The sequence below is a fragment of the Ignavibacteriales bacterium genome (assembly GCA_026390815.1).
Taxonomy (GTDB): domain Bacteria; phylum Bacteroidota; class Ignavibacteria; order Ignavibacteriales; family SURF-24; genus JAPLFH01.
In genome coordinates this window covers 18,599-38,749 of record JAPLFH010000008.1, presented here as the reverse complement: position 1 = coordinate 38,749, position 20,151 = coordinate 18,599, and the positions used below count along the sequence as shown (strand labels likewise).

The window sequence follows — 20,151 nt, the reverse complement described above, 5'->3', positions numbered from 1 at the left end:
TTGGTTATCCAAACTAGATGATATTTTATATCGTATACTGTATGTGATGACTTTCTGTAATTTTCCATTGAGCGAATTTACTAAAGTCTTCGCCTAAAGGCGAGGGTTTTTGCCCGCCAATCCCAGTAAGGGACAATAAATTCCGCTTGCAAGATTATTACCAGCAAATTCCACTTCATAATTTCCTACTGTTTTTTCTTCGTTAACAAGAGTTGCTACTTCGTTCCCTAGTAAGTCAAATACTTTTAGTGTAACTAAAGCCTCCCCTTGGGGGAGATTAGATGGGGCTACTGTGTACTTTATTTTTGTACTCGGATTAAACGGATTGGGATAGTTCTGTGCAAGAATAAACTCTTGTGGTTTAGTTCTGCCATTTTCTTCTCCTATAAAAGTAACGCCTCCGTTTGTGGTTCTGAGAATTGTACCATTCATACCAACAGCGGTTCCGTTATTTGAATCGGTAAAGGAAACATCAAATAAGCCGGGATTTTTTGATTGTAAATTCCAGATTACTCCTCCATTTGTGGTTCTGAGGATTATGCCGCCCAAACCAACAACCGTCCCATTATTGGCATCGGTAAATGAGACACTAGTCAAATAGTCAGATGTTCCACTCGATTGTTCAGTCCAGGTTGTTCCGCCGTCCGTAGTTCTAAGGATTTGTAGGCAACCAACTGCCGTCCCATTATTTGCATCGGTAAAGAAGACACCATTTAATAAATATATTTTATCACTTAATTGTGAAGTCCAGGTTATTCCACCATTTGTTGTTTTAAGGATTATGCCAAAATCACCAACTGCCGTCCCAATATTTACATCGATAAAGAAAACACCTGATAATGATTCTGTTGTTCCACTTGTTTGTGAAGTCCAGGTTGTTCCGCTGTTTGTAGTTCTTAAAATTGTACCATTAAAACCAACGGCAGTCCCGTTATTTGCATCGGTAAAGGAGACATCGTACAAATCCATTGTTGTTCCGCTTGATTGTTCAGTCCAAGTTACTCCACCGTTTGTGGTTCTTAGGATTGTGCCATTTCTACCAACAGCCGTCCCATTATTTGCATCGGTAAAGGAGATACCGTTCAAATCCATTGTTGTTCCGCTTGATTGTTCAGTCCAGGTAGCTCCTCCATTTGTAGTTCTGAGGATTGTACCGGCAACACCAACAGCCGTTCCATTATTCGTATCGGTAAAGGAGACACCGTATAACCAGTTTGTTGTTCCGCTTGATTGTTCAGTCCAGGTCGTTCCCCCATTTGTGGTTCTTATGATTGTGCCGTTATCTCCAACAGCCATTCCAATATTTGCATCGATAAAAACGACACACTTCAAATAGTTTGTTGTTCCGGTTGCTTGTACCCGCCAGGTTGTTCCACCATTTGTAGTTCTGATAATAATTCCCTCGTATTTTGTGCCAGTCCAACCACCACCAACAGCCGTCCAGTTATTAGCATCGATAAAGGAGACACCGAAATATTCATATTCTGTCATTCCGCTTGATTGTGAAGTCCAGGTCGTTCCCCCATTTGTGGTTCTTAGGATTGTGCCGTTATCTCCAACAGCCGTCCCATCACTTGTATCAGTAAAGGAGACACCTGTTAACCTGGCTATTGTTCCGCTCGATTGTGAAGTCCAGGTATTTCCCCCATTTGTGGTTCTTAGGATTGTGCCGTTATCACCAACAGCTGCCCCATTACTTATATCGATAAAGGAGACACTTGTTAAACCGGTTGTTATTCCGCTTGATTGTGGAGTCCAAGTTATTCCGCCATTTGTAGTCCTGAGAACTATACCACCCTCACCAACAGCCGTCCCATTATTTACATCGATAAATGATACACCATATAAATCGTTCATTGTTCTACTTGGTTGTAAAATCCAGGTTGTACCTCCGTTTGTTGTTCTAAGTATTATGCCACGGAAACCAACAGCCCAGCCAACTGTTGAAGAAATAAATTTTACATTGTTAAGTGTATTACCTTGTGGTAATGGATTTTGCCAAAACCATTGTGCGTTTGTAATACTATAACAGTTTAATAAAGTGATCAATAAAAATATTCTTTTCATAAGTACACTCTGTAGATGTGTTTTTCATTTTAATTTTCTTTATGGTTTTTGTTTTATTTCATTAAATATTTTTTAGCTTCCAACCAACCAAAAGGAAGTAATATATCAGGTTCATTTACAGGATAACCTTTAGGTTTTAAAATCTGGTCGTCAGGCGTTTCCCATAAAATGTCAATTTGCTTTTTATTATTCAATATTCTTTTACCATCACCAATATATTGATAAAGCAATTTACTTCCAGCTTCTCTAACCCAGGTAATTTCATTTTCCGGTAATAGTTTGTTCTTGTAGATGTATGAATATTTCTTTGTTATTTTTAAATACCAGTCATAATTCTTATTACCATGCCTATCCGTCCAGCCATATTTTCCGATGCAACCCTCTATTCCATACTCTTCATTCCAATTATTTATTTCCGGTAAAATTACCATTTTAGGATTTTCTTCAATTACCTGTTCCCAGGACTTTAAGTAGAATTCGCCTCCCTGCCGCTTTACATCTTCCTGCGGAGTTTTATACCACCATATATTATTTCCAGGAAAAATTGACATACATTCAGCATTCCAGGGTAGTAGACGTAGATGTGAAGGGTCGTATTTATCATAAGAGCCCATTCCCCATCCCCAAAACTTTTGTTTATCAATTCCCTCGTAAAAAGCAAATGGCGGATCAACTCCATTTTTCTCCGGCAGATCTGCTAAAACGCTGTAAGTAGAAGCAAACCCAACATTATAACGGACTGTAAATTCCGGAATATACCAGCGTGGAATTATCTTACCTTCATAAAAACCTGGAGGATAATAAAATCCCTGATCAAGGTAAGCTAACAGTAAAGGTTTACCACGATATTTAAAATAGGTATCAGGATATTTTTCTACATATTTTTTTACTGCATCAACAGAATTTTTTATTCGCAAATACTGATTTTCCCAGCCATCCCATTTACCCCAACTTTCGGGAATACTATAAGGTCCCCAAAATTCAAATCCCAGCATAATTGCAACTTTCATCTTTTCAAGCTTCGCGGCTTTAAATAATGAATCCAGAGCGGATTGACAAGCATAATCTCCAGGCCACCCATTTTTACTTTGAAAGGATTGCCAGTTTCCGAAAACAGGATTTAATTTAAATAATCCATCAGAGTTGTTGGAGATTATGAAATCAATCCCTGCTTTTTTTAATGCTCTAAGTTGTTTACGTAAAATATTTACATCATTTGAAGAATAAATTCCTACCGCTGTATCTTTATCCCCCCAGCCAACAACTGGAGTTTTATCGGGATCCCTTTTTTCCCAGCTGTTTGTTCCCCACTTATCATTTCTATAGGCTAAATAAATTCCAGCACCAACAAGGTGATCTTCATCTTTAGGCACTGGCGAAAGTCCTACCCAGATGCCGTTGTTCAAATACAAAAGATCAGTAATTCCGTCACCATCAAAATCCCCTGCCCATATTTTTTGTATGTGTAAATCTATTTTTCCAAAACAATTTTTATTGATATTTAAACCATAACCATCAGAAAGAATCAGATCGCATTCGGTTTGTCCATTTTGTGTGCTGAAGTAGTAAATGATATCCGTTGAACCGTCACCATTAAAATCCCCGGTTAAAATTTTCTTTGGATCAAAGTTGCTGTCTTTTATTTCATAATCTTTTTCAAACTTAAAGGAGGTGCCATTGGATTTGTATAAATTTAATTTATAACCTGCGCTGAGTTTTATTATAATAATTAAATCCTCATAACCTTTATCCCAGCCGTTCTCGTCTTTGGTTAAAAAATTACCCGCTATTATTTTTACAATTCCGCTATCAATATTATTTAACCATGTCTGATGTTTAAATCCTTCCTTGTAATCCAAAGTAGGTAATGCGTAGGTGGAAAGTAAAACATCAACTTTGTTGCTGTCTAAAAAAACAATATCAGCTATTCCATCGCCATTAATGTCCCCCGGACAATTTAATTCATAATTGGAATTCCCAACAATGTTGGTGAAGAATTTTTCATCAAAGAATTTGTAAATTGAATCGGAGGTAATTCTGCTGCAGAAAGAAACTGCCCAGCCTTTTTTACCAATTAAGTCGTAACTAGTAACTTTATCATCAACACCGTCACCATTAAAATCTCCAGTATAAATATTACTCGTATCATTTAGTCCGCTGCTTCCTGAAAAAATATTTCTGTTATCGAGGTTTTTCCCACCTGAGAATATTATTTTCCAGGAATTATCGTCGTAAAAACAAAAATCACTAATTCTATCACCGTTGTAATCACCAATAATTATTTTTTTGTTTACAACTGCATTATCAATATCAATCCATTTTGAAAAGGAAACAGGACATTGAGCAAAGTTTTGATTGACTATTATGAAAAAATATAAAAGGAAAAAAGCTAATGCATTCTTCATCGTTTTCCCCAATTTTAATTTACTTCTATTTCATTAAAATTAATTTCTTTGTATCTCTAAAACTGCCGGCTTGTATTGTGTAAAAATAAACTCCGCTTGATAAATCTGCTCCATTAAATTCAACTTCATAATTTCCAGCAGGTTTTTCCTGGTTAACCAAAGTCTTAATAAGGTTGCCAATTAAATCATAAACTTTGATTGTAATAAAATAATTTTGAGGAATTGAATATTTTATTTTAGTTGTTGGATTGAAAGGATTAGGATAATTTTGGCACAAATGAAAATCTAGTGGAATTATTATGATTGAATCTTTTGGAATGCTAAGTGAATCGCCATAAAATACACCATTTATATTTGCACCTATTAATGTTTCTTCAAATAATATCGGATCATATTTTATTTTTGAATTAAAGAAATACATACCAATACCAACAGCTGCTTTAATACTTTTCCAACTTGGTTCACTATGTCCATCATTTCCATTAAAATAAAATTCTTGACACTTTCGCATTTTCCCAAATATAGCTTCATTAAAAACTCTATATTCAGTTCGATTTCCAGAGTAAGGAATAATAATTGTATCTTTTAAGAATGCAGAATTGTAGAGAATTTCTTTATTAGGTGAATCAGGATTTAATATTAATTTACCATTAATATATCTCCAAATTTCTTTCCCAATTGTGGTACTATCGTCATAAAAAGTTAAAACCTTCATAACCAAATCCCCATCGTTATTAATCTCAGTAGCTTCTCTAATTCTACCTAAAGTAGCAAATAAAATATAAGGTTCTTTACTTTCAGAATATTTATAAAACCATTTATTCCCAACTTTCAGGGGGAATTCAGTTGTGTCTATACTTGAAGTATCAATAGTTCTAAATACACCATAACCATTAGTTCCGGCAAAGATACAGCCTTCAGAATTTGAAACTAAAGAAGTAATTCCATATTTCGGTAAACCATTATTGAATGGATACCAGTTATCCCCATTATCAAATGAATAAAAGACACTACTATTAATAGACAAGAAATATGCATAAATATTATCTTTTGGAGATATTGCTAAAGCCTCAACCCTATTATACTCTGATCCAGTATTTAATGTTTTCCAACTGTCTCCATTATCCGAAGAACGATACATTTTTCTTACATCTATATACTTTGTATGAATGTATGTACCGATAAAGATAATCCCTTTTTGATTAATAGCAATTTTTTCTACATAAGGATTATCAATACCAGTATTAATCTGAACCCAAGTATTACCATTATCAGATGATCGATACATTCCACCCCCCAATGTACCTGCAAAAATATTTCCACTTTGATTGCCTGAAAGTGCCTTCACAGTTATGTTAGTCAATCCATTATTGATTTGTATCCAGCTATTTCCATTATCTGTAGACCGGTATACTCCGCCGAGATCACTTCCAACAAAAACTAATCCCTCTTTACCTTCACAAAAACTTGTAACATATAATTCCTTTAGCCCTTTATTTATTTGAATCCAATTTTCACCATTATTTGTAGAACGATATATCCCAGATTCACGAGCTAAACAAAAAATATTCCCATTTTTAGTGCAGTATATATAAGAAACTCCATTAGGCAGGTCTTTATTAATTGAAATCCAGGAATTACCATTATCGGGTGAACGAAATACGCCAAATCCACTAGCACCGGCAATGATATTACCATTTTTAGAAATGGATAGTGCAGTTACATCTGAAAAAACTAAACCATTATTTTGCAAATTCCAATCATCTCCTCCATTAGAAGATCGAAAAATTCCTATTCTGGTTCCAATAAATGTATTATTCTTTGAATCAAAACAAATTGACGAAATCATAACCTTAATTATATAATAGACTATATTGGTCCAGCTATTGCCATTATATATTGAACGAAACATTAAACCATTTCCATCAAAACCAAAAATACTTCCATTTGGACTTACATATAACTGATTAATTTCAGAATCAGAAGAATAATGAAAAACTTCTTCCCAATTATCACCATTATCTTTAGAACGATATATATTCATCTTGGCACCACTAAAATAAATGTCATCGTTATTATCTATACAAAAACACAGACTAACACCTATTGTTGCACTTGAAACTTGAGTCCAATTTTTACCGCCATCTGTAGAACGATAGAATCCACCCCAATCTGCTATAATAAAAATATCTCCTTTTGAGTTTAATGCGATATTATTGATAGTACTGGATGGCTTTCCAATATTTAGCCAATTATCTCCATTGTCAGAAGAACGAAATAATCCATTTCCAGTAGTTCCAGCATAAATATTCCCGCTTTTATCTATAACAATCATACAACCAAAATTTGCTAATCCGTTATTTATTCCATTATTTATATTTGACCAGCTTGAACCATTATCGGTTGAACGATATATACCTGGACCTTGCCATGCCCAATTAGTTACAAGAACTATAAAAACATAACCTTGCTGATTGATACATATCATTCTTGCGTATGTCTCTGGTTCTAACTGTTTTATTTTTATCCAATTTTGCCCGCTATCAGTGGAACGGAATATACCCCCATGAGATTCTGAAGCGAATATATGTCCTTGTTGATTTACCGCTAATGCATAAATCGCGGCACCACTAGGTCCATTAGTTTGTTCCCAAAAATTTTGCTGAGTAAAAGAAGAATGATAAAAGAGAACTAAGCAAATGGTCGAAAAAAGAATATTTTTCATTTTTACCCCAAATAAATTCTAAAATTATTATTGTTTAAAACTTTGCTATAACCGCATATTGCAGGAACTTCATATCTTTAAGTTTATTAAAAAGTATGCAATTAACAATCCTGAAAATGGGATGTATAGAAGGACTTATACCCTGTATCTTTATTATTTTCATTCCTGCTTCATCAAATAAACGTAGAATACTTTTGTAGGTAAAAAAACGAAGGTGGGTGCGGTCCAGAGTTAATTCACCTTTGTATTCAAAATCTTTTTGAATAACAATTTCGTACATATTGCGTATGTATCTAAAATTTGGAATTGAAGTAACGATGAAAGAGGGAGAATCCTGACGAAGAAATTTTTTAGAAAATTTTAGAACATTCCAAGGATTAACCATATGTTCAAGTACATCGTTAAAAACAATACAATCGAAATAATGTTCAGGAAGATTTATATCCTCTTCATAAAAATTATTCAAAACTTTGTTTAGAACTTTTGCTGCTGCATTAGCCGCTTCAGTAATCGGCTCAACTCCCCAAACTTCTGCTTGTCGTTGTTCAATTAACTGTCTGCCAAAATTGCCGGCTCCGCATCCTATTTCCAAAATTCGTTTGCATTCCTTGGGAATAAACTCCAACATTTCACTGCGCGAATAATTATAATATCTATCTGCCATAATACCTTAAAGTAAGTAATAAATTTTTCAGGTCACTATTAAAATAGCTCTTTAATGAAAGAAAAGACATCGAAGATAGAATAACAAATAAAATAATTCTTATCAAAATAATTTCATCAACAAAAAAGAATGAAACCAAGCTGAACCCAATAAAATAAATCATTAATAAAGCACTAAGAGATAATTTTAATTTTAATCCGACTTTTTTAATTACAAAATACCAATGGAAACTAAATCCAACTAATAATCCAAACCAGGCACCAATTGAAAGTCCAACTGCTCCATAATAAGAACCTATATAACCTGCTAACCCAATAACAACAGAATTAAAAACTGAAAGTTTCACTAAAATTTTTTCTTTATCAGTCGCGAGAAAAATAGTGGCAATGAAAGAATGAAGAATTAAATTTAATGTTACCCAAACTTGAATAGAGAAAGCTGGGCGCGCCAATTCATATTGCTTTCCTAAAAATATCGCAACAATCTCCTTACTGAATAAACCTAAAGCAAGTGTAAAAATTATACCAGTTACAGTAAGAAAAATGAATATTTTTTTTGTTCTGTCTAAGAAAGTAGATTTGTTCTCTACATAATATTTTGCTAAGACAGGATAGACAGCAATTAAAAGATTATTAGCAATTAAGGTAAGGGGCATAGATAGTTTGGTACAAATTCCATAGTAGCCAACTTCCTGTTGTCCTGAGAATTGCCCGAGAAATAAAATTGGCAGTTGAAGTGTTGGAATAGCTAATAGATTCGTTCCCCAGTAGGGAAGACTTTGGTTAAGCAAAGTTTTCAAGTCAATTACTTCCACTGATTGATTCTTTACTGAAAAATAGTTTTTCTTCCATTCAACAAATAAATAAATAAGTGCTCTCAGAAAAAAAATTAAAACATAAACAATGGTAACAATAATTATAGTATAAGAGTTGGTGGGTATAATAAATAACACTATTACAAATACGAGAGAACTGATTACATTCAGATATGCAGAAATATTCATCTGCTGAATTCCAAATGCAATAGGTTCAGCATAGTTCCAGATTGTTAAGGCAAGAAGTAAAACTAAACTGAGTGAAAGTAATATTAAATCATTGATTTTTTCAAATTGGAATAAGTAGATGGAAAGAATGACAGCGCTAATACAAGTTGCAATTAGTATCGGTTTAATTGAAATTTTTGCAATGTATGAAATTATAGAATTTTCTCTCGCAATCTCACGGATAACAATTTTTTGTAATCCAAGAGAAGTAAAAACCTGAGCAATAGCAACCGCGGTAATAATTATTGTAAATTTGCCATAAAGTTCTGGTTTTAGTCCTCTGGCAATTCGTACAAATGAGAAGAATAGAAATCCCTGGTAAAGAAAATTAGATAAGGTAAGTATCGACCAATTTTTAACAAACTTTTTCAATAAATCATTTCCATAATCAACATTAACTAAATCAACAGGTAGATAATTAGATATTCTTTTGAAGATTCATTTTGGAACTAGCGATAGCCCGTTTTTCCATAAATGGTATAACTAAAAGAAGTAGTACAAAACTAACTAACCAGGTTGCAGATCTTGTAATCATAGTAAGGAATGAAAACATTATAACTACATAGAGGTAAGATAAAATTACAAGGTAAATGGTTTTTCTTTTCTCAAAAAATTTAAACCAATAAAATGAAGCTGAAAATCCTAATATAAAGGGCACTATATAAATCCCCACTATACCAAAATCTGCATGTAGAGGTCTAATATATGTAGCTGTATTACTCCACATCGGCATAAAGTAACCTTTTTCATAGAACAAAGGATGTTTTACAATTTCGAATTTAGACAGAAAATTATATATTGGCTGAAAAGTAGTTTCTCCAAACATAGCAGTATAGTAGAAATCCTTTTCCAAATATTGACTAAGTACTCCAACATGACTACTGAAATATAAATACAATGACGGTGTTATAAAAAATCCACCTTTATACTGACTAAGAGATCTTGACGCAGCAGAGTAATTTTCTATAGCACCTCTAGAAGTTCTTACTAATCCTGCTGCCAATATAAATAAGCTTATCAAAACTGCAACAGAAATAACTAATCTAGTTTTATTCTTTTTAATTTTAACATTTTTATTAGCAACAATTAAATGTTTTGTTAAAAAGTACGATGAAACAAAAAGGAAAATTGAAATCAACATTCCCGCTCTGCTAGCATTACCAATTTCTTTCATTATAACAGCAATAAAAGGTAATGCAGAAAGTATTGTCACTTTGTTTTTATAAGCAATATAAATTCCACTTAAAAAAACACCAACATAAGCTATAATATATACATAGGGAATCACTCCTTCTAACTCACCCGATGTTCTCAATCTATACACTAAATTTGCTTGTATGATCGCAGATGCTATGCTTCCAAATTTCTTAATCAATACCATCCAATGCTGGATAGCAGATAGAATACCAATAATTGAAGAGATAAGAATAGCAATCCTTATTATTCTTCCATCATCTGCAAATATTCCTAAATCTTTAGTCTCCTGAAAAACATTATCATCCTTTATAAAGACGTTCCGCGCTGCAACAACCATAACAGAGCCAAAAATAAATGATAAAAAAGCTCCAATTATTGCGATCCAAGTCGTCGCACTCAAATCAATATATCTCATCATTCGCAATTCATATAACAATAACATTAAATACCAGGCACCTGTATAAAGTGCGATGTGGTTGAACCACTTTTGAAAAATAATTTTACTAATTAATATAGTAAGAAATGAAATTGTTGTAAGAAATATAATAGTCATTTAATAGATTAAATCTTTAACCTGTAAATTTTTACAAGTCGTAGATATATTTTTGTTTCTTTTTCCTGAAGAGGATTCCTAAACTCTTTCCGGGTAATTGACGATTCTCCTTTAAATACAACTAAAGCAAAAAAGAATAATCCTAAAAAAGAAATTGAAATTATAATAAATCCCTTTTTCGGTGAGTCTTTCAATTGAGGTGGAACAGCTTTATCAAGTCGAATAATGGTAGGAACACTTTTCTGTTCTTCAACTTTAGCTTGTTCATATAATGGAAGAATGACTTCTAAAATTTTACTTTGTATTTCTACTTCCCTAAAATGCCTAAGATATTGCATTGTTATGTTTGGTATTCCTTTAAAGGGAAATAAAACATTTGATACTGAAGATAATTTATCGCCATTCTTTAATTCCAAAACTTTGGTTTTTAGCATATCAATTTGTGTTTGCATCCCTAAACTTTGCGGGGATTTTTCACCATACAATTGTTTCATAAAATACTGTTCCATTTCCTTTGAAGTAAGCTGGGCTTCAATTTCACCAGCTGCTTTAACAGCAACTTCCAATTGCTCTGGTACAGCAAATATTCCATACTTTTTTTGAAAACGATACATTGAATCTTCTGCATTTCTTATATCAATTAGATTTTTAAAATATCTTTGTTCTACAAATTTCCGGTTATTTTTAGCTTGCTCTATATTAATGAAAATATTAATACTATCAAGGATATCTGTAAAATAATTTGCAATTGCAGCACTTAGCTCAGGACTTTTATTAGTAACACTAATTTCAATCATACTATATTCATTTGGACCGAACGAAAGATTACCAGAAAAGGCTTTAAGTGCTTTGTCCATATTTTTGTCATCTATCTCATAGTATTTCATTAAATTAAATTTTTTTATAGCATTTGTTAATGAAGTACGGCTATTTAAAATTCCTAATAGCACATCTTCATCAGTTCTAGAAACTCCAAGTAGTTTTGATCCAATGTTTGCTGTTGATTTATTTGATAATAATCCTGTCAAACCACCTAATCCCATTGAGCTTTCTTGGGGAATCATTACTACTGCGGTTGCTTTATATTCCTGTTGAATTAAAAATGCATAAATGGTTGCAGCTATTATAACTATGAACATATTTATAATTAAAAATTTCTTCCATTTAAAAAGAATGTACAGATAGTCCGAAATTTTAGCAGATTTTTTATTATCAAATTCTTTTTCCATTATTGCCCTAAATTAAATTGTCGGATGAAAATTTTATTATTTTGTCAATTGTGTAATTAGCAATAAAATTGTTGCAAGAGTACCAACTACGCTGGATACTGTTAACACACGATCAAGGTACCATTGAAAAGTTCTTGGATTTTCTTTTGGTAACCATAGATAATCCCCGGCTTCAACTGAACTTTTATTATCCTCATTTACCTGGATCCAACTTCTTGTTTTTCCTTTAATCAGATATACATCCCCTTTGGCAGTTTGACCAATTCCACCAGCCTTGTTAATATAATACTGATAATCCTCACCTTGGACATACTGAACATATCCAGGAACGTTTACTTGTCCGAAGACATAAACTAAATTTATTTTTTCTGGAATAAATACATAATCTCCATCTCTAAGAATAAATTTGCTTTCTGTTGATGATGTATCACTTAATTTATTAAAATCAATTGTTCCGTTTCCTCTGGAAAATCTCAATTTGTTATCCACACTAAATGAAAGTGAGTCTTCAGAAGTTATGTTGGACATTCTCTGCATTAGCAGTGCTTCAAATTCCTGCGTAAAGAGAATCGACTTAAACACATTTGCACCCCGGATTAATTCTGCTCTATTTAAATCAGCAGTTTCTTTTATTCCACCTGCTTTTTTTATTACGTCTATAAGTTGGGTATTATTTTTTGTGATTGGAATAAAACCCGGTCTGTTTACTTCACCGGCAATATAAATTCTAAAATCTTTCTTTTGTGTTTCATCTGCAAGAACAAATATTCTATCGCCACGCTGCAATGATGGATTTTCTGACAATTTGTAAACAAAAGTGTGTTCTTTATTTCCGTCGTAACTTAACCGGATTATTTGAATTGTATTAACATTTTCATAAGCCGGGTTAATTCCCCGGGAAAATGCAATTGCGTCAGAAAGTTTATCCCCATCCACAAATTGAAAAGTAACTGGGTTGTTTACAGCCCCAAAAACTGATATATAATTTCTTGAATTATCTATATCAGGAAAAATTAAAACATCATCACTTTTTAAGTATGGATTATTTACAAAGTCTCCAGTAATCCTGAACTTTTCTAAATCTAACGAAAATTCTTCGCCAGTTACTCTTTTTAATTTAATATTACGGCGTGCGTAGTTATCAATTTTTTTTATAACTTCAGCAGTGTTTTGATATTCATCTTTATTTTTTAAAGCATCTTTCTTAGCTTCCATAAAAATTCTTGTTACAAATTGATCAACTCTTTCAGTTGGCAGTGCAGGAAATGTCCCGTTTACCAGAAATGCTCCACCAATTGTTATACTGATTGTACTGGAAGAAAGCATTAATGTTGATGACGTTTCGGACTTGTCGGTTTGCCCAAATATCCCGCTGGAAAGGATAAAAAGCAGAACTAATACTAAAATATTTTTTTTCATATTTATTATATTTTTAAATTTTATACATTAAATAAAGTGCTGGCAAATTTACCAAAGGATTGACTTAAATACAAAAGGTTAGACATTCACCAGTACATTATCTATCAACCTTGTTGCGCCAATCCTGCAAGCTATTAAAACATAATATTCATTACCCTCAATCAGAATTTCAGATTCGGAAAAATTGGATGATAAAACAATTCTTATGTATTCCAGATTGGATGTTTTAACTGAATTTATTTTTTTAATCATTTGACTAACTATTTCTCTAATATTCCTTTCACCTTCTTTAACCTTGCTTATAGCGTACTTAAGAGATTCATATAAAACTAAAGCATCTTTTCTTTCTTCCACAGATAAATATACATTTCTGGAACTCATCGCTAATCCATCAAATTCGCGAACAATTGGAGAAACAACAATTTGTATATCGAATTTTAAGTCTCTTACCATTTGTTTGACAACAGCAACTTGTTGTGCATCTTTTTGTCCGAAGATAGCATAGTCCGGATAAACACAATTAAAAAGAATTGAAACCACAGTTGTAACACCTTTAAAATGTGCAGGTCTGAATTCTCCTTCTTGCTTCTTAGTAATTTCCCAAACATCTACGTAGGTTTGAAATTCTTTCGGATAAATTTCCTGTTCAGATGGAATAAAAAGTACATCAACATCTAAATCTTCTAAAAGCTTTTTATCTCTTTCCTCATCCCGAGGATATTTAGTAAAATCCTCATTGGGAGCAAACTGTGTTGGATTAACGAAAAGAGAAACAACAACTATATCCGCTATTTCCTTTGCCTTTCTTACAAGGGATAAATGTCCTTCGTGCAGAAATCCCATTGTTGGAACCAGAGCTAAAGTCTTCCCTTCTCTTTTCGTTTTTTTAGAAAAGGAATGCATTTCTTTTATGGTGTTAATGATCTTCATTGTTGCTCTTGGTGCGTTAAGGTTATAGGGGTATAAGGTTATAAAGGTATAGGGGTATAGGGGTATAGGGGTATAGGCAAACAACATGAAAATACATTAGGTACCTTATATTTTATTCCCAATACCTTTTTATCCTACCCTATCACTTTATACCATATTCTCATATACTTCAACCTTTGCCTTCTTTAATCCTATTCCTAATAAAATTAATAAATCCATTTAATGTAACTTTAGCATCTTCAATTAATTTTTCGCCTTCCAGCTTAAGGTCAGTATCAACATAACCAAAGTCAAAACAGCTTATTAAATGATCTTTAAGTTCATAAAGTGAACCTCTTGCGATTCTATAAAACTGAATTCCTTCCTGGTAATGATATCTTCCATAACCTTCAGCTACATTAGCTGTGATACTAACTGAAGCCTTTCTGATTTGATTATCTAAATTAAACTTCTCTTCTTTCAGTAAGCAAATTAAAATCTTTTTATAAAAAAATAATTTTACTTCACGGCATTTAATCCAAGCGCTTAATGTAGTAAAGTCCTTATTCGCGTTATACAAGTCGTGAGGTTCGTTTATAATCATATTTCCAATCCCGACATCGTTATAAACTTCCTGCGAAGTTACCATTTTTCCACCTTATACCTATTTACATTTATACCGATATACTTTATACCTTTATAACCTTATACCTTTATAACCTTATACCTTTATAACCTTATACCTTTATAACCTTATACCTTTATAACCTTATACCTTTATAACCTTATACCTTTATAACCTTATACCTTTATAGCCTTATACCTTTATAACCTTATACCTTTATAGCCTTATAACTATATCCCTAATTCATTAATTCAAGCATAGTTGTAATCTTACTCTTCATTTCTTTCCGGTGAACAATAAAATCCACAAAACCATTTTCCAGTAAAAATTCTGAGGTTTGAAATCCCTCCGGTAAATCTTTTCCGATTGTTTGTTTTATTACGCGCGGACCTGCAAATCCAATCAGCGCTTTTGGTTCAGCAATTATAACATCGCCAAGCATAGCATAGCTGGCAGTAATACCTCCGGTTGTAGGATCAGTTAAAACTGATATGTACGGAATTTTTTCTTCTGCGAGTCTGGCAAGATGAGCGCTGGTTTTAGCCATCTGCATTAAAGAATAAGCTCCTTCCATCATTCTTGCTCCGCCACTTTGCGAAATAATTATCATTGGAATTTTATATTTGTAAGCTCTTTCAATCGCCCGAGAAATTTTTTCTCCAACTACAGAACCCATACTACCACCAATAAAACCAAAATCCATACACGCAAATGAAACTTCAATTCCATCAATCTTACCAACGCCGGTTTTCACTGCATCATTCAACCCCGTTTTTTTTATGGTGGTTGTAATTCTATCAGAATATTTTTTTGTATCTTCAAATTGAAGAGGATCGGCAGAACGCATTTTTTTATCAGCTTCCTTAAAACTATTCGTATCAAAAAGAAGAGAAATGTAACCCGCACTGCCAATTCTAAAATGATGATCGCATTTAGAACACGTCCAAAGATTTATTTCAAATTGTTTTTTATGAATTATTTCTCCGCAGGTTGGGCACTTTTCCCACAAGCCATCCGGCAGATCTTTTTTAACACTATCCGCAGCTATCTTTTCTTTTGATCTACTGAACCAAGCCATTAGTCTACTTTCTTTTGTATATCAGCCGTAATTACAACGGTTTGACTTGAATTGATTACATCATTACTCACGATTGAAACTGTCTTACTAATTTTACCTGATTTATTGTTAGAGTCAAATTCAATTTTTAGGCTGCCGCTTTCACCAGGTTTAATTGATTTTCCGCTTACAACCGCTGCTGTGCATCCGCAAGAAGTTTTAACATCCTTAATTTCTAAAATTGCATCACCAACATTTTTAAAACTTACCGTCCACTCAACAACCTTACCTTCTTGAATAATTCCAAAATCATGAGTCGCATATTCTAATTGCAATTTGGCTCCACTTGATTTGACCACTCCTGGAATTTCTTCTTCTATATCGGCAGTAAAAGTTAATCTTAATTCTGGCGTGTCTTTATCATTAGAAGATATATAAACATATTTTTGTTGATGTCCTTTCCTTCCAAAAGGATCAAACTTAACATTTATGTTGGCGGATTCTCCTGGAATAAGTTTATTCTTATCCGGTTTAGCAGCAGTACAACCGCAGCCAGCACGAACATCTTTAATTTCAAGCGTGTCTCCGCCAGTATTGTAAATAATAAAATCGTGGGTTACTTTTTCATTATTTTTTATTTTACCAAAATCAAATTGCATTTGATGAGTAGATATCTTCGGTCCCACAATTTGCGAACAACAGAGTGAGGAAAACATCAATATTAAAGTAAACATCTTTTTCATAGTTTTACCTTATGATAAAGTTTTTAAGATAATTTGGTTCTAAAAAATCGTAGTTAAAAGTTAATAAATCTTTCCCATAAATATAAGCCCATTTTGCAACAAAGGCTGCATCCGGTGCAGAGATTGGTTTGGAAATTACTCCTAAACTTTCTTCCATTTTGCAATTACCATATATCAGATTAATTGAATCCTGGTTAATGGATAATTCTGTTAATCCTATTACTTTTATTTTTTCAAGTAATGAATATTTATTTTCATTGATAACAAATTTGCCAAAATATACTTCTTCATTATTAACTTTATTGCAAATAATAAATTTTGTTTTATCTGGGATTGAACTGCTAATTTGCAGTGCTAATGCCTCGAATGTAGGAACTGGAATTATTGGTAGGTTTGCACCGAATGCTAATCCTTTTGCTGCGGAAAATCCAATCCGTAAACCAGTGAATGATCCTGGACCTGCTGAAACAGCAATTGCAGCAACTTCATTTAACTTAGTTTGGCTTATCGTTAAAACATTATCAACAACTTCAAGCAATTTTTCGGAATGAATATTCTTTTCGTGGATATTCAATTCAAAGGATTTTTTCTCATCAAAAAAAACCGAAGCTCCACAGATTTCGCCGGAAGTTTCAATGGATAAAATTGGTTTTACAAACTTTTCTGTCATTTATTTTTATTCTGATGAAAGGATTTATTCATCATTCCATTTTTTTAATTGTAAATTTTCTTTCTGTATCACCTAAAATTTCTATGTTAATTTCAATTAATCGTTTAGGTAATATTTCTGGAACCAAATTCGCCCATTCAATCATTGTTACCGAGTCATCCATATTCAAATAATCTTCAAAGCCAATATCATACAGTTCATTTATTCTGTTTATACGGTAAAAATCAAAATGATTTACTTTTATTATTCCTACAAACTGATTTACAATTGCAAAAGTAGGACTGCTAACTCCTTCAATCCCAAATTCTTTTAAAAGATGCTTGATGAAAAAAGTTTTACCTGCACCAAGGTTTCCATTTAAGGCTACAACATTCCCCGGTTTTAGCAGAAGAGAAAACTTAGCTGCAAGTGAAATTGTTTCTTCTTCTGAATAAACAGTTTTTGAATAAGGAAGATGCACCTTAACCTTTGCTCTCCATTGTAATAATTGGCAAAATCATTTCCTCCAGAGAAATTCCTCCGTGCTGAAATGTATCTTTATAATAACTTAAATATTTGTGGTAATCAGTCGGGTAAACAAAATAATAATCTTCCTTTGCAATGATGTAATTTATTGTAACTCCTCTTTTCGGTAATTTATATTCGGTTGGATTTGTAATATAAATTGCATGTTTTTCATCCACCTTTAAATTTCTACCAAATTTAAACCGAAGGTTTGTAGATGCTTCCCTATCGCCAAGAACTTTTGCACCGCGTAGAGTTCTTATGCTGCCGTGGTCTGTAGTTATAACTACTTTTGCGTTTTTTATTCGAGCAATGGTTCGGAATGTAGAAAGTAAAGATGAATGCATAAACCAACTATTTGTAAGCGAACGATAAGCAGGTTCGTCCGGTGCAATTTCTTTAAGGATGTCCGAATCTGATCTGCCGTGTGCAATCATATCCAGAAAATTTACAACAACAGCGGTAAGCTGAGTATTCTGATATGAAAGAATATTCTGTTCGAAATTTCTGCCGACTTCCGGATCAATAATTTTAATATACTTTAAATCATTTCTTAGTTTAATTTTTCTTCTATCAAGTAAAAGCTGAAGTAATTCTTTTTCGTATTTATTTTGGCTTCGTTCGTCATCATCGCCACCCTGCCAAAGAGTAGGATATTGTTTTTCAATTTCTGATGGATACAATCCGGCGAACAAAGCATTCCTTGCATAAGGAGTTGCTGTTGGAAGAATTGCATAATAATAACTTTTATCAATGTTAAAAAGATCGATTAAATGTTTTTCCATTACAAGCCATTGATCGAGACGCAGGCAATCCAGGACAAAAAAGAAAACTACCTGCTTTTCATCTTTTAAATGTTTAAGGAGATGATCGCTAACAACTGATGTTGTAAGCGGTGGAATATCAATACTCTTTTCAGAGCTGATCCATTTCAAATAATTTTTCTCCACATACTTACTAAACTCCTGGTTGCATTCTTTCTTTTGATCTGTAAGCGTTTGGCGCAAATCGACTTCGGGATGAACATCCAACTCCAGATCCCAATTAACCAACTTTAAATAAATCTCTATCCATTCGTCAAAATCAGGTCCCATCATTACTGCGCGGGAAATTTCGTTGAAGTCCTGAAGATAATCCTTAGCTACATATTCACCGGAAATTTTCTTTCCTTCCAAAACTTTTTTACAAACAAGCAGTACCTGGCTTGGATGAACGGGCTTAATCAAGTAATCTGTAATTTTACTGCCAATTGCATCATACATCAAAGATTCCGCTTCATTCTTGGTAATCATTATTACCGGGATGTTCGGCTTTATTTCTTTTATCTCAGCCAAAGTTTGAAGTCCGCCAATTCCAGCCATCATTTCATCAAGAAAAATCAAATCGAAATTTTTATCCTTCACTTCCGATATTGCGTCTTCGCCATTTGTTACTGTTTCAACTTCGTAACCTTTCTCAGTTAAAAAGAATATGTGTGAGCGGAGTAATTCTATTTCATCATCAACCCAAAGAATTTTACCTTTTTTCATTTTTCCCAGCTTAAGTTTAAATTCATTAATAAAAATTTTGTGCTAATCATTTGAAAAAATCAAAATAATTTTAATAGATTATTTTAGTTAACAACTTAAAAATACTAAATCATAAATTGAAAACCTGCCAAAAAGCTAAAATGTGTGGTAGTTGAGCTAAATAATGATCTATAAGAATTATTGCCCATTGTATTTAATTTAATTGCTAAAGTTAAATTTGCTGCACTATTTAATTGATGGTTAAATCCAATTCCAAACCCAAGCCCAACCAGGAATTCGTTATTAGCTTTTTTAGAATTATTATCTTTCACCAAGATTGCCTTGCCATTTTCCGGATCTATCTGTGTTGTAAAATCAAAACTATTAAATTTTAAAATATTCATTCCAATTTCCGATTCAATAAAAGCATCAAGATATTTATTCCGATTGAAGTAATACCTGCTTCCAGCATAAAAAGGTATTAGCTGATGTTCATTTTCGTCACTTTCAAAATGAAGTTTATTTCCTTCATCATAATATCTTACGTGATTTTTGTCCCAAAATCCATATCCAGAATAAACATAAAGATTAAAATCATCAGAGGTTTTGTATAAAACTTTAACACTCCCGAGTAATCCTTTTTGAGAATCGAATGGAGAAAGAAAACCAGCGTTAGCTTCAATTGCAAATTTATTCTGAGCATAGTGGCTCACAAAAAGAGATAAAAAGAAAACTGAAAGGAATAATGATTTAAACATTACAGACCTCCATATTTTGTTAATGAAATATTCAGGTCGTATAATTTGAACTATAATTTACCTCTGCTCATTTGAA

The 20,151-nt window shown here is 32.8% G+C and carries 16 protein-coding genes; all 16 read right to left on the bottom strand.

Annotation, left to right across the window (positions count from 1 at the left end; translation table 11 throughout):
• Nucleotides 1–93: 93 nt before the first annotated feature.
• The 16 genes from NTX22_03605 to NTX22_03530 all read right to left on the bottom strand — a co-directional run bounded on the left by NTX22_03605 (nt 94) and on the right by NTX22_03530 (nt 20,075).
• The gene (locus NTX22_03605; GenBank protein MCX6149593.1) at nt 94–2,067 is read right to left on the bottom strand and encodes a YCF48-related protein; all 1,974 of its coding nucleotides are present in this window, start codon (nt 2,065–2,067) and stop codon (nt 94–96) included.
• Between the two features lie 53 nt (nt 2,068–2,120).
• Nucleotides 2,121–4,472 carry a hypothetical protein gene (locus NTX22_03600; protein ID MCX6149592.1) on the bottom strand — a complete coding sequence of 784 codons (2,352 nt, stop codon included), beginning with the start codon at nt 4,470–4,472 and terminating at the stop codon, nt 2,121–2,123.
• 25 nt (nt 4,473–4,497) lie between these two features.
• Entirely contained in the window at nt 4,498–7,197 is a 2,700-nt protein-coding gene (locus NTX22_03595) for a YCF48-related protein (protein MCX6149591.1), read from the bottom strand.
• Between the two features lie 34 nt (nt 7,198–7,231).
• Nucleotides 7,232–7,861 (bottom strand): class I SAM-dependent methyltransferase, encoded by a 630-nt coding sequence (locus NTX22_03590; GenBank protein MCX6149590.1) that lies wholly within the window; start codon nt 7,859–7,861, stop codon nt 7,232–7,234.
• Entirely contained in the window at nt 7,851–9,275 is a 1,425-nt protein-coding gene (locus NTX22_03585; GenBank protein MCX6149589.1) for an oligosaccharide flippase family protein, read from the bottom strand. The genes NTX22_03590 and NTX22_03585 overlap by 11 nt, the downstream gene beginning before the upstream one ends.
• Before the next feature lie 46 nt (nt 9,276–9,321).
• Nucleotides 9,322–10,653: an O-antigen ligase gene (locus NTX22_03580; GenBank protein ID MCX6149588.1), complete on the bottom strand. Its 1,332-nt coding sequence runs from the start codon at nt 10,651–10,653 to the stop codon at nt 9,322–9,324.
• A gap of 8 nt (nt 10,654–10,661) precedes the next feature.
• Nucleotides 10,662–11,882, bottom strand: coding sequence for a Wzz/FepE/Etk N-terminal domain-containing protein (locus NTX22_03575; protein MCX6149587.1), 1,221 nt, complete (start codon nt 11,880–11,882; stop codon nt 10,662–10,664).
• Nucleotides 11,883–11,918: 36 nt separating this feature from the next.
• On the bottom strand, nt 11,919–13,301 hold the full coding sequence (locus NTX22_03570) for an SLBB domain-containing protein (protein ID MCX6149586.1): 1,383 nt from the start codon (nt 13,299–13,301) through the stop codon (nt 11,919–11,921).
• 78 nt (nt 13,302–13,379) lie between these two features.
• Entirely contained in the window at nt 13,380–14,231 is an 852-nt protein-coding gene (gene panC / locus NTX22_03565; GenBank protein ID MCX6149585.1) for a pantoate--beta-alanine ligase, read from the bottom strand.
• A gap of 169 nt (nt 14,232–14,400) precedes the next feature.
• The gene (locus NTX22_03560; GenBank protein MCX6149584.1) at nt 14,401–14,859 is read right to left on the bottom strand and encodes a four helix bundle protein; all 459 of its coding nucleotides are present in this window, start codon (nt 14,857–14,859) and stop codon (nt 14,401–14,403) included.
• Nucleotides 14,860–15,073: 214 nt separating this feature from the next.
• A complete protein-coding gene (accD, locus tag NTX22_03555) occupies nt 15,074–15,913 on the bottom strand; it encodes an acetyl-CoA carboxylase, carboxyltransferase subunit beta (protein ID MCX6149583.1) in 840 nt (279 codons plus the stop codon).
• A complete protein-coding gene (locus NTX22_03550; protein ID MCX6149582.1) occupies nt 15,913–16,635 on the bottom strand; it encodes a DUF1573 domain-containing protein in 723 nt (240 codons plus the stop codon). The genes accD and NTX22_03550 overlap by 1 nt, the downstream gene beginning before the upstream one ends.
• Before the next feature lie 4 nt (nt 16,636–16,639).
• Complete coding sequence (tsaB, locus tag NTX22_03545; GenBank protein MCX6149581.1) at nt 16,640–17,305, bottom strand: tRNA (adenosine(37)-N6)-threonylcarbamoyltransferase complex dimerization subunit type 1 TsaB; 666 nt, start codon at nt 17,303–17,305, stop codon at nt 16,640–16,642.
• Nucleotides 17,306–17,336: 31 nt separating this feature from the next.
• Complete coding sequence (gene tsaE / locus NTX22_03540) at nt 17,337–17,765, bottom strand: tRNA (adenosine(37)-N6)-threonylcarbamoyltransferase complex ATPase subunit type 1 TsaE (GenBank protein ID MCX6149580.1); 429 nt, start codon at nt 17,763–17,765, stop codon at nt 17,337–17,339.
• A gap of 1 nt (nt 17,766) precedes the next feature.
• Nucleotides 17,767–19,338 (bottom strand): bifunctional response regulator/alkaline phosphatase family protein, encoded by a 1,572-nt coding sequence (locus NTX22_03535; GenBank protein ID MCX6149579.1) that lies wholly within the window; start codon nt 19,336–19,338, stop codon nt 17,767–17,769.
• Between the two features lie 104 nt (nt 19,339–19,442).
• A complete protein-coding gene (locus NTX22_03530) occupies nt 19,443–20,075 on the bottom strand; it encodes a hypothetical protein (GenBank protein ID MCX6149578.1) in 633 nt (210 codons plus the stop codon).
• Between the last annotated feature and the right edge of the window lie 76 nt (nt 20,076–20,151).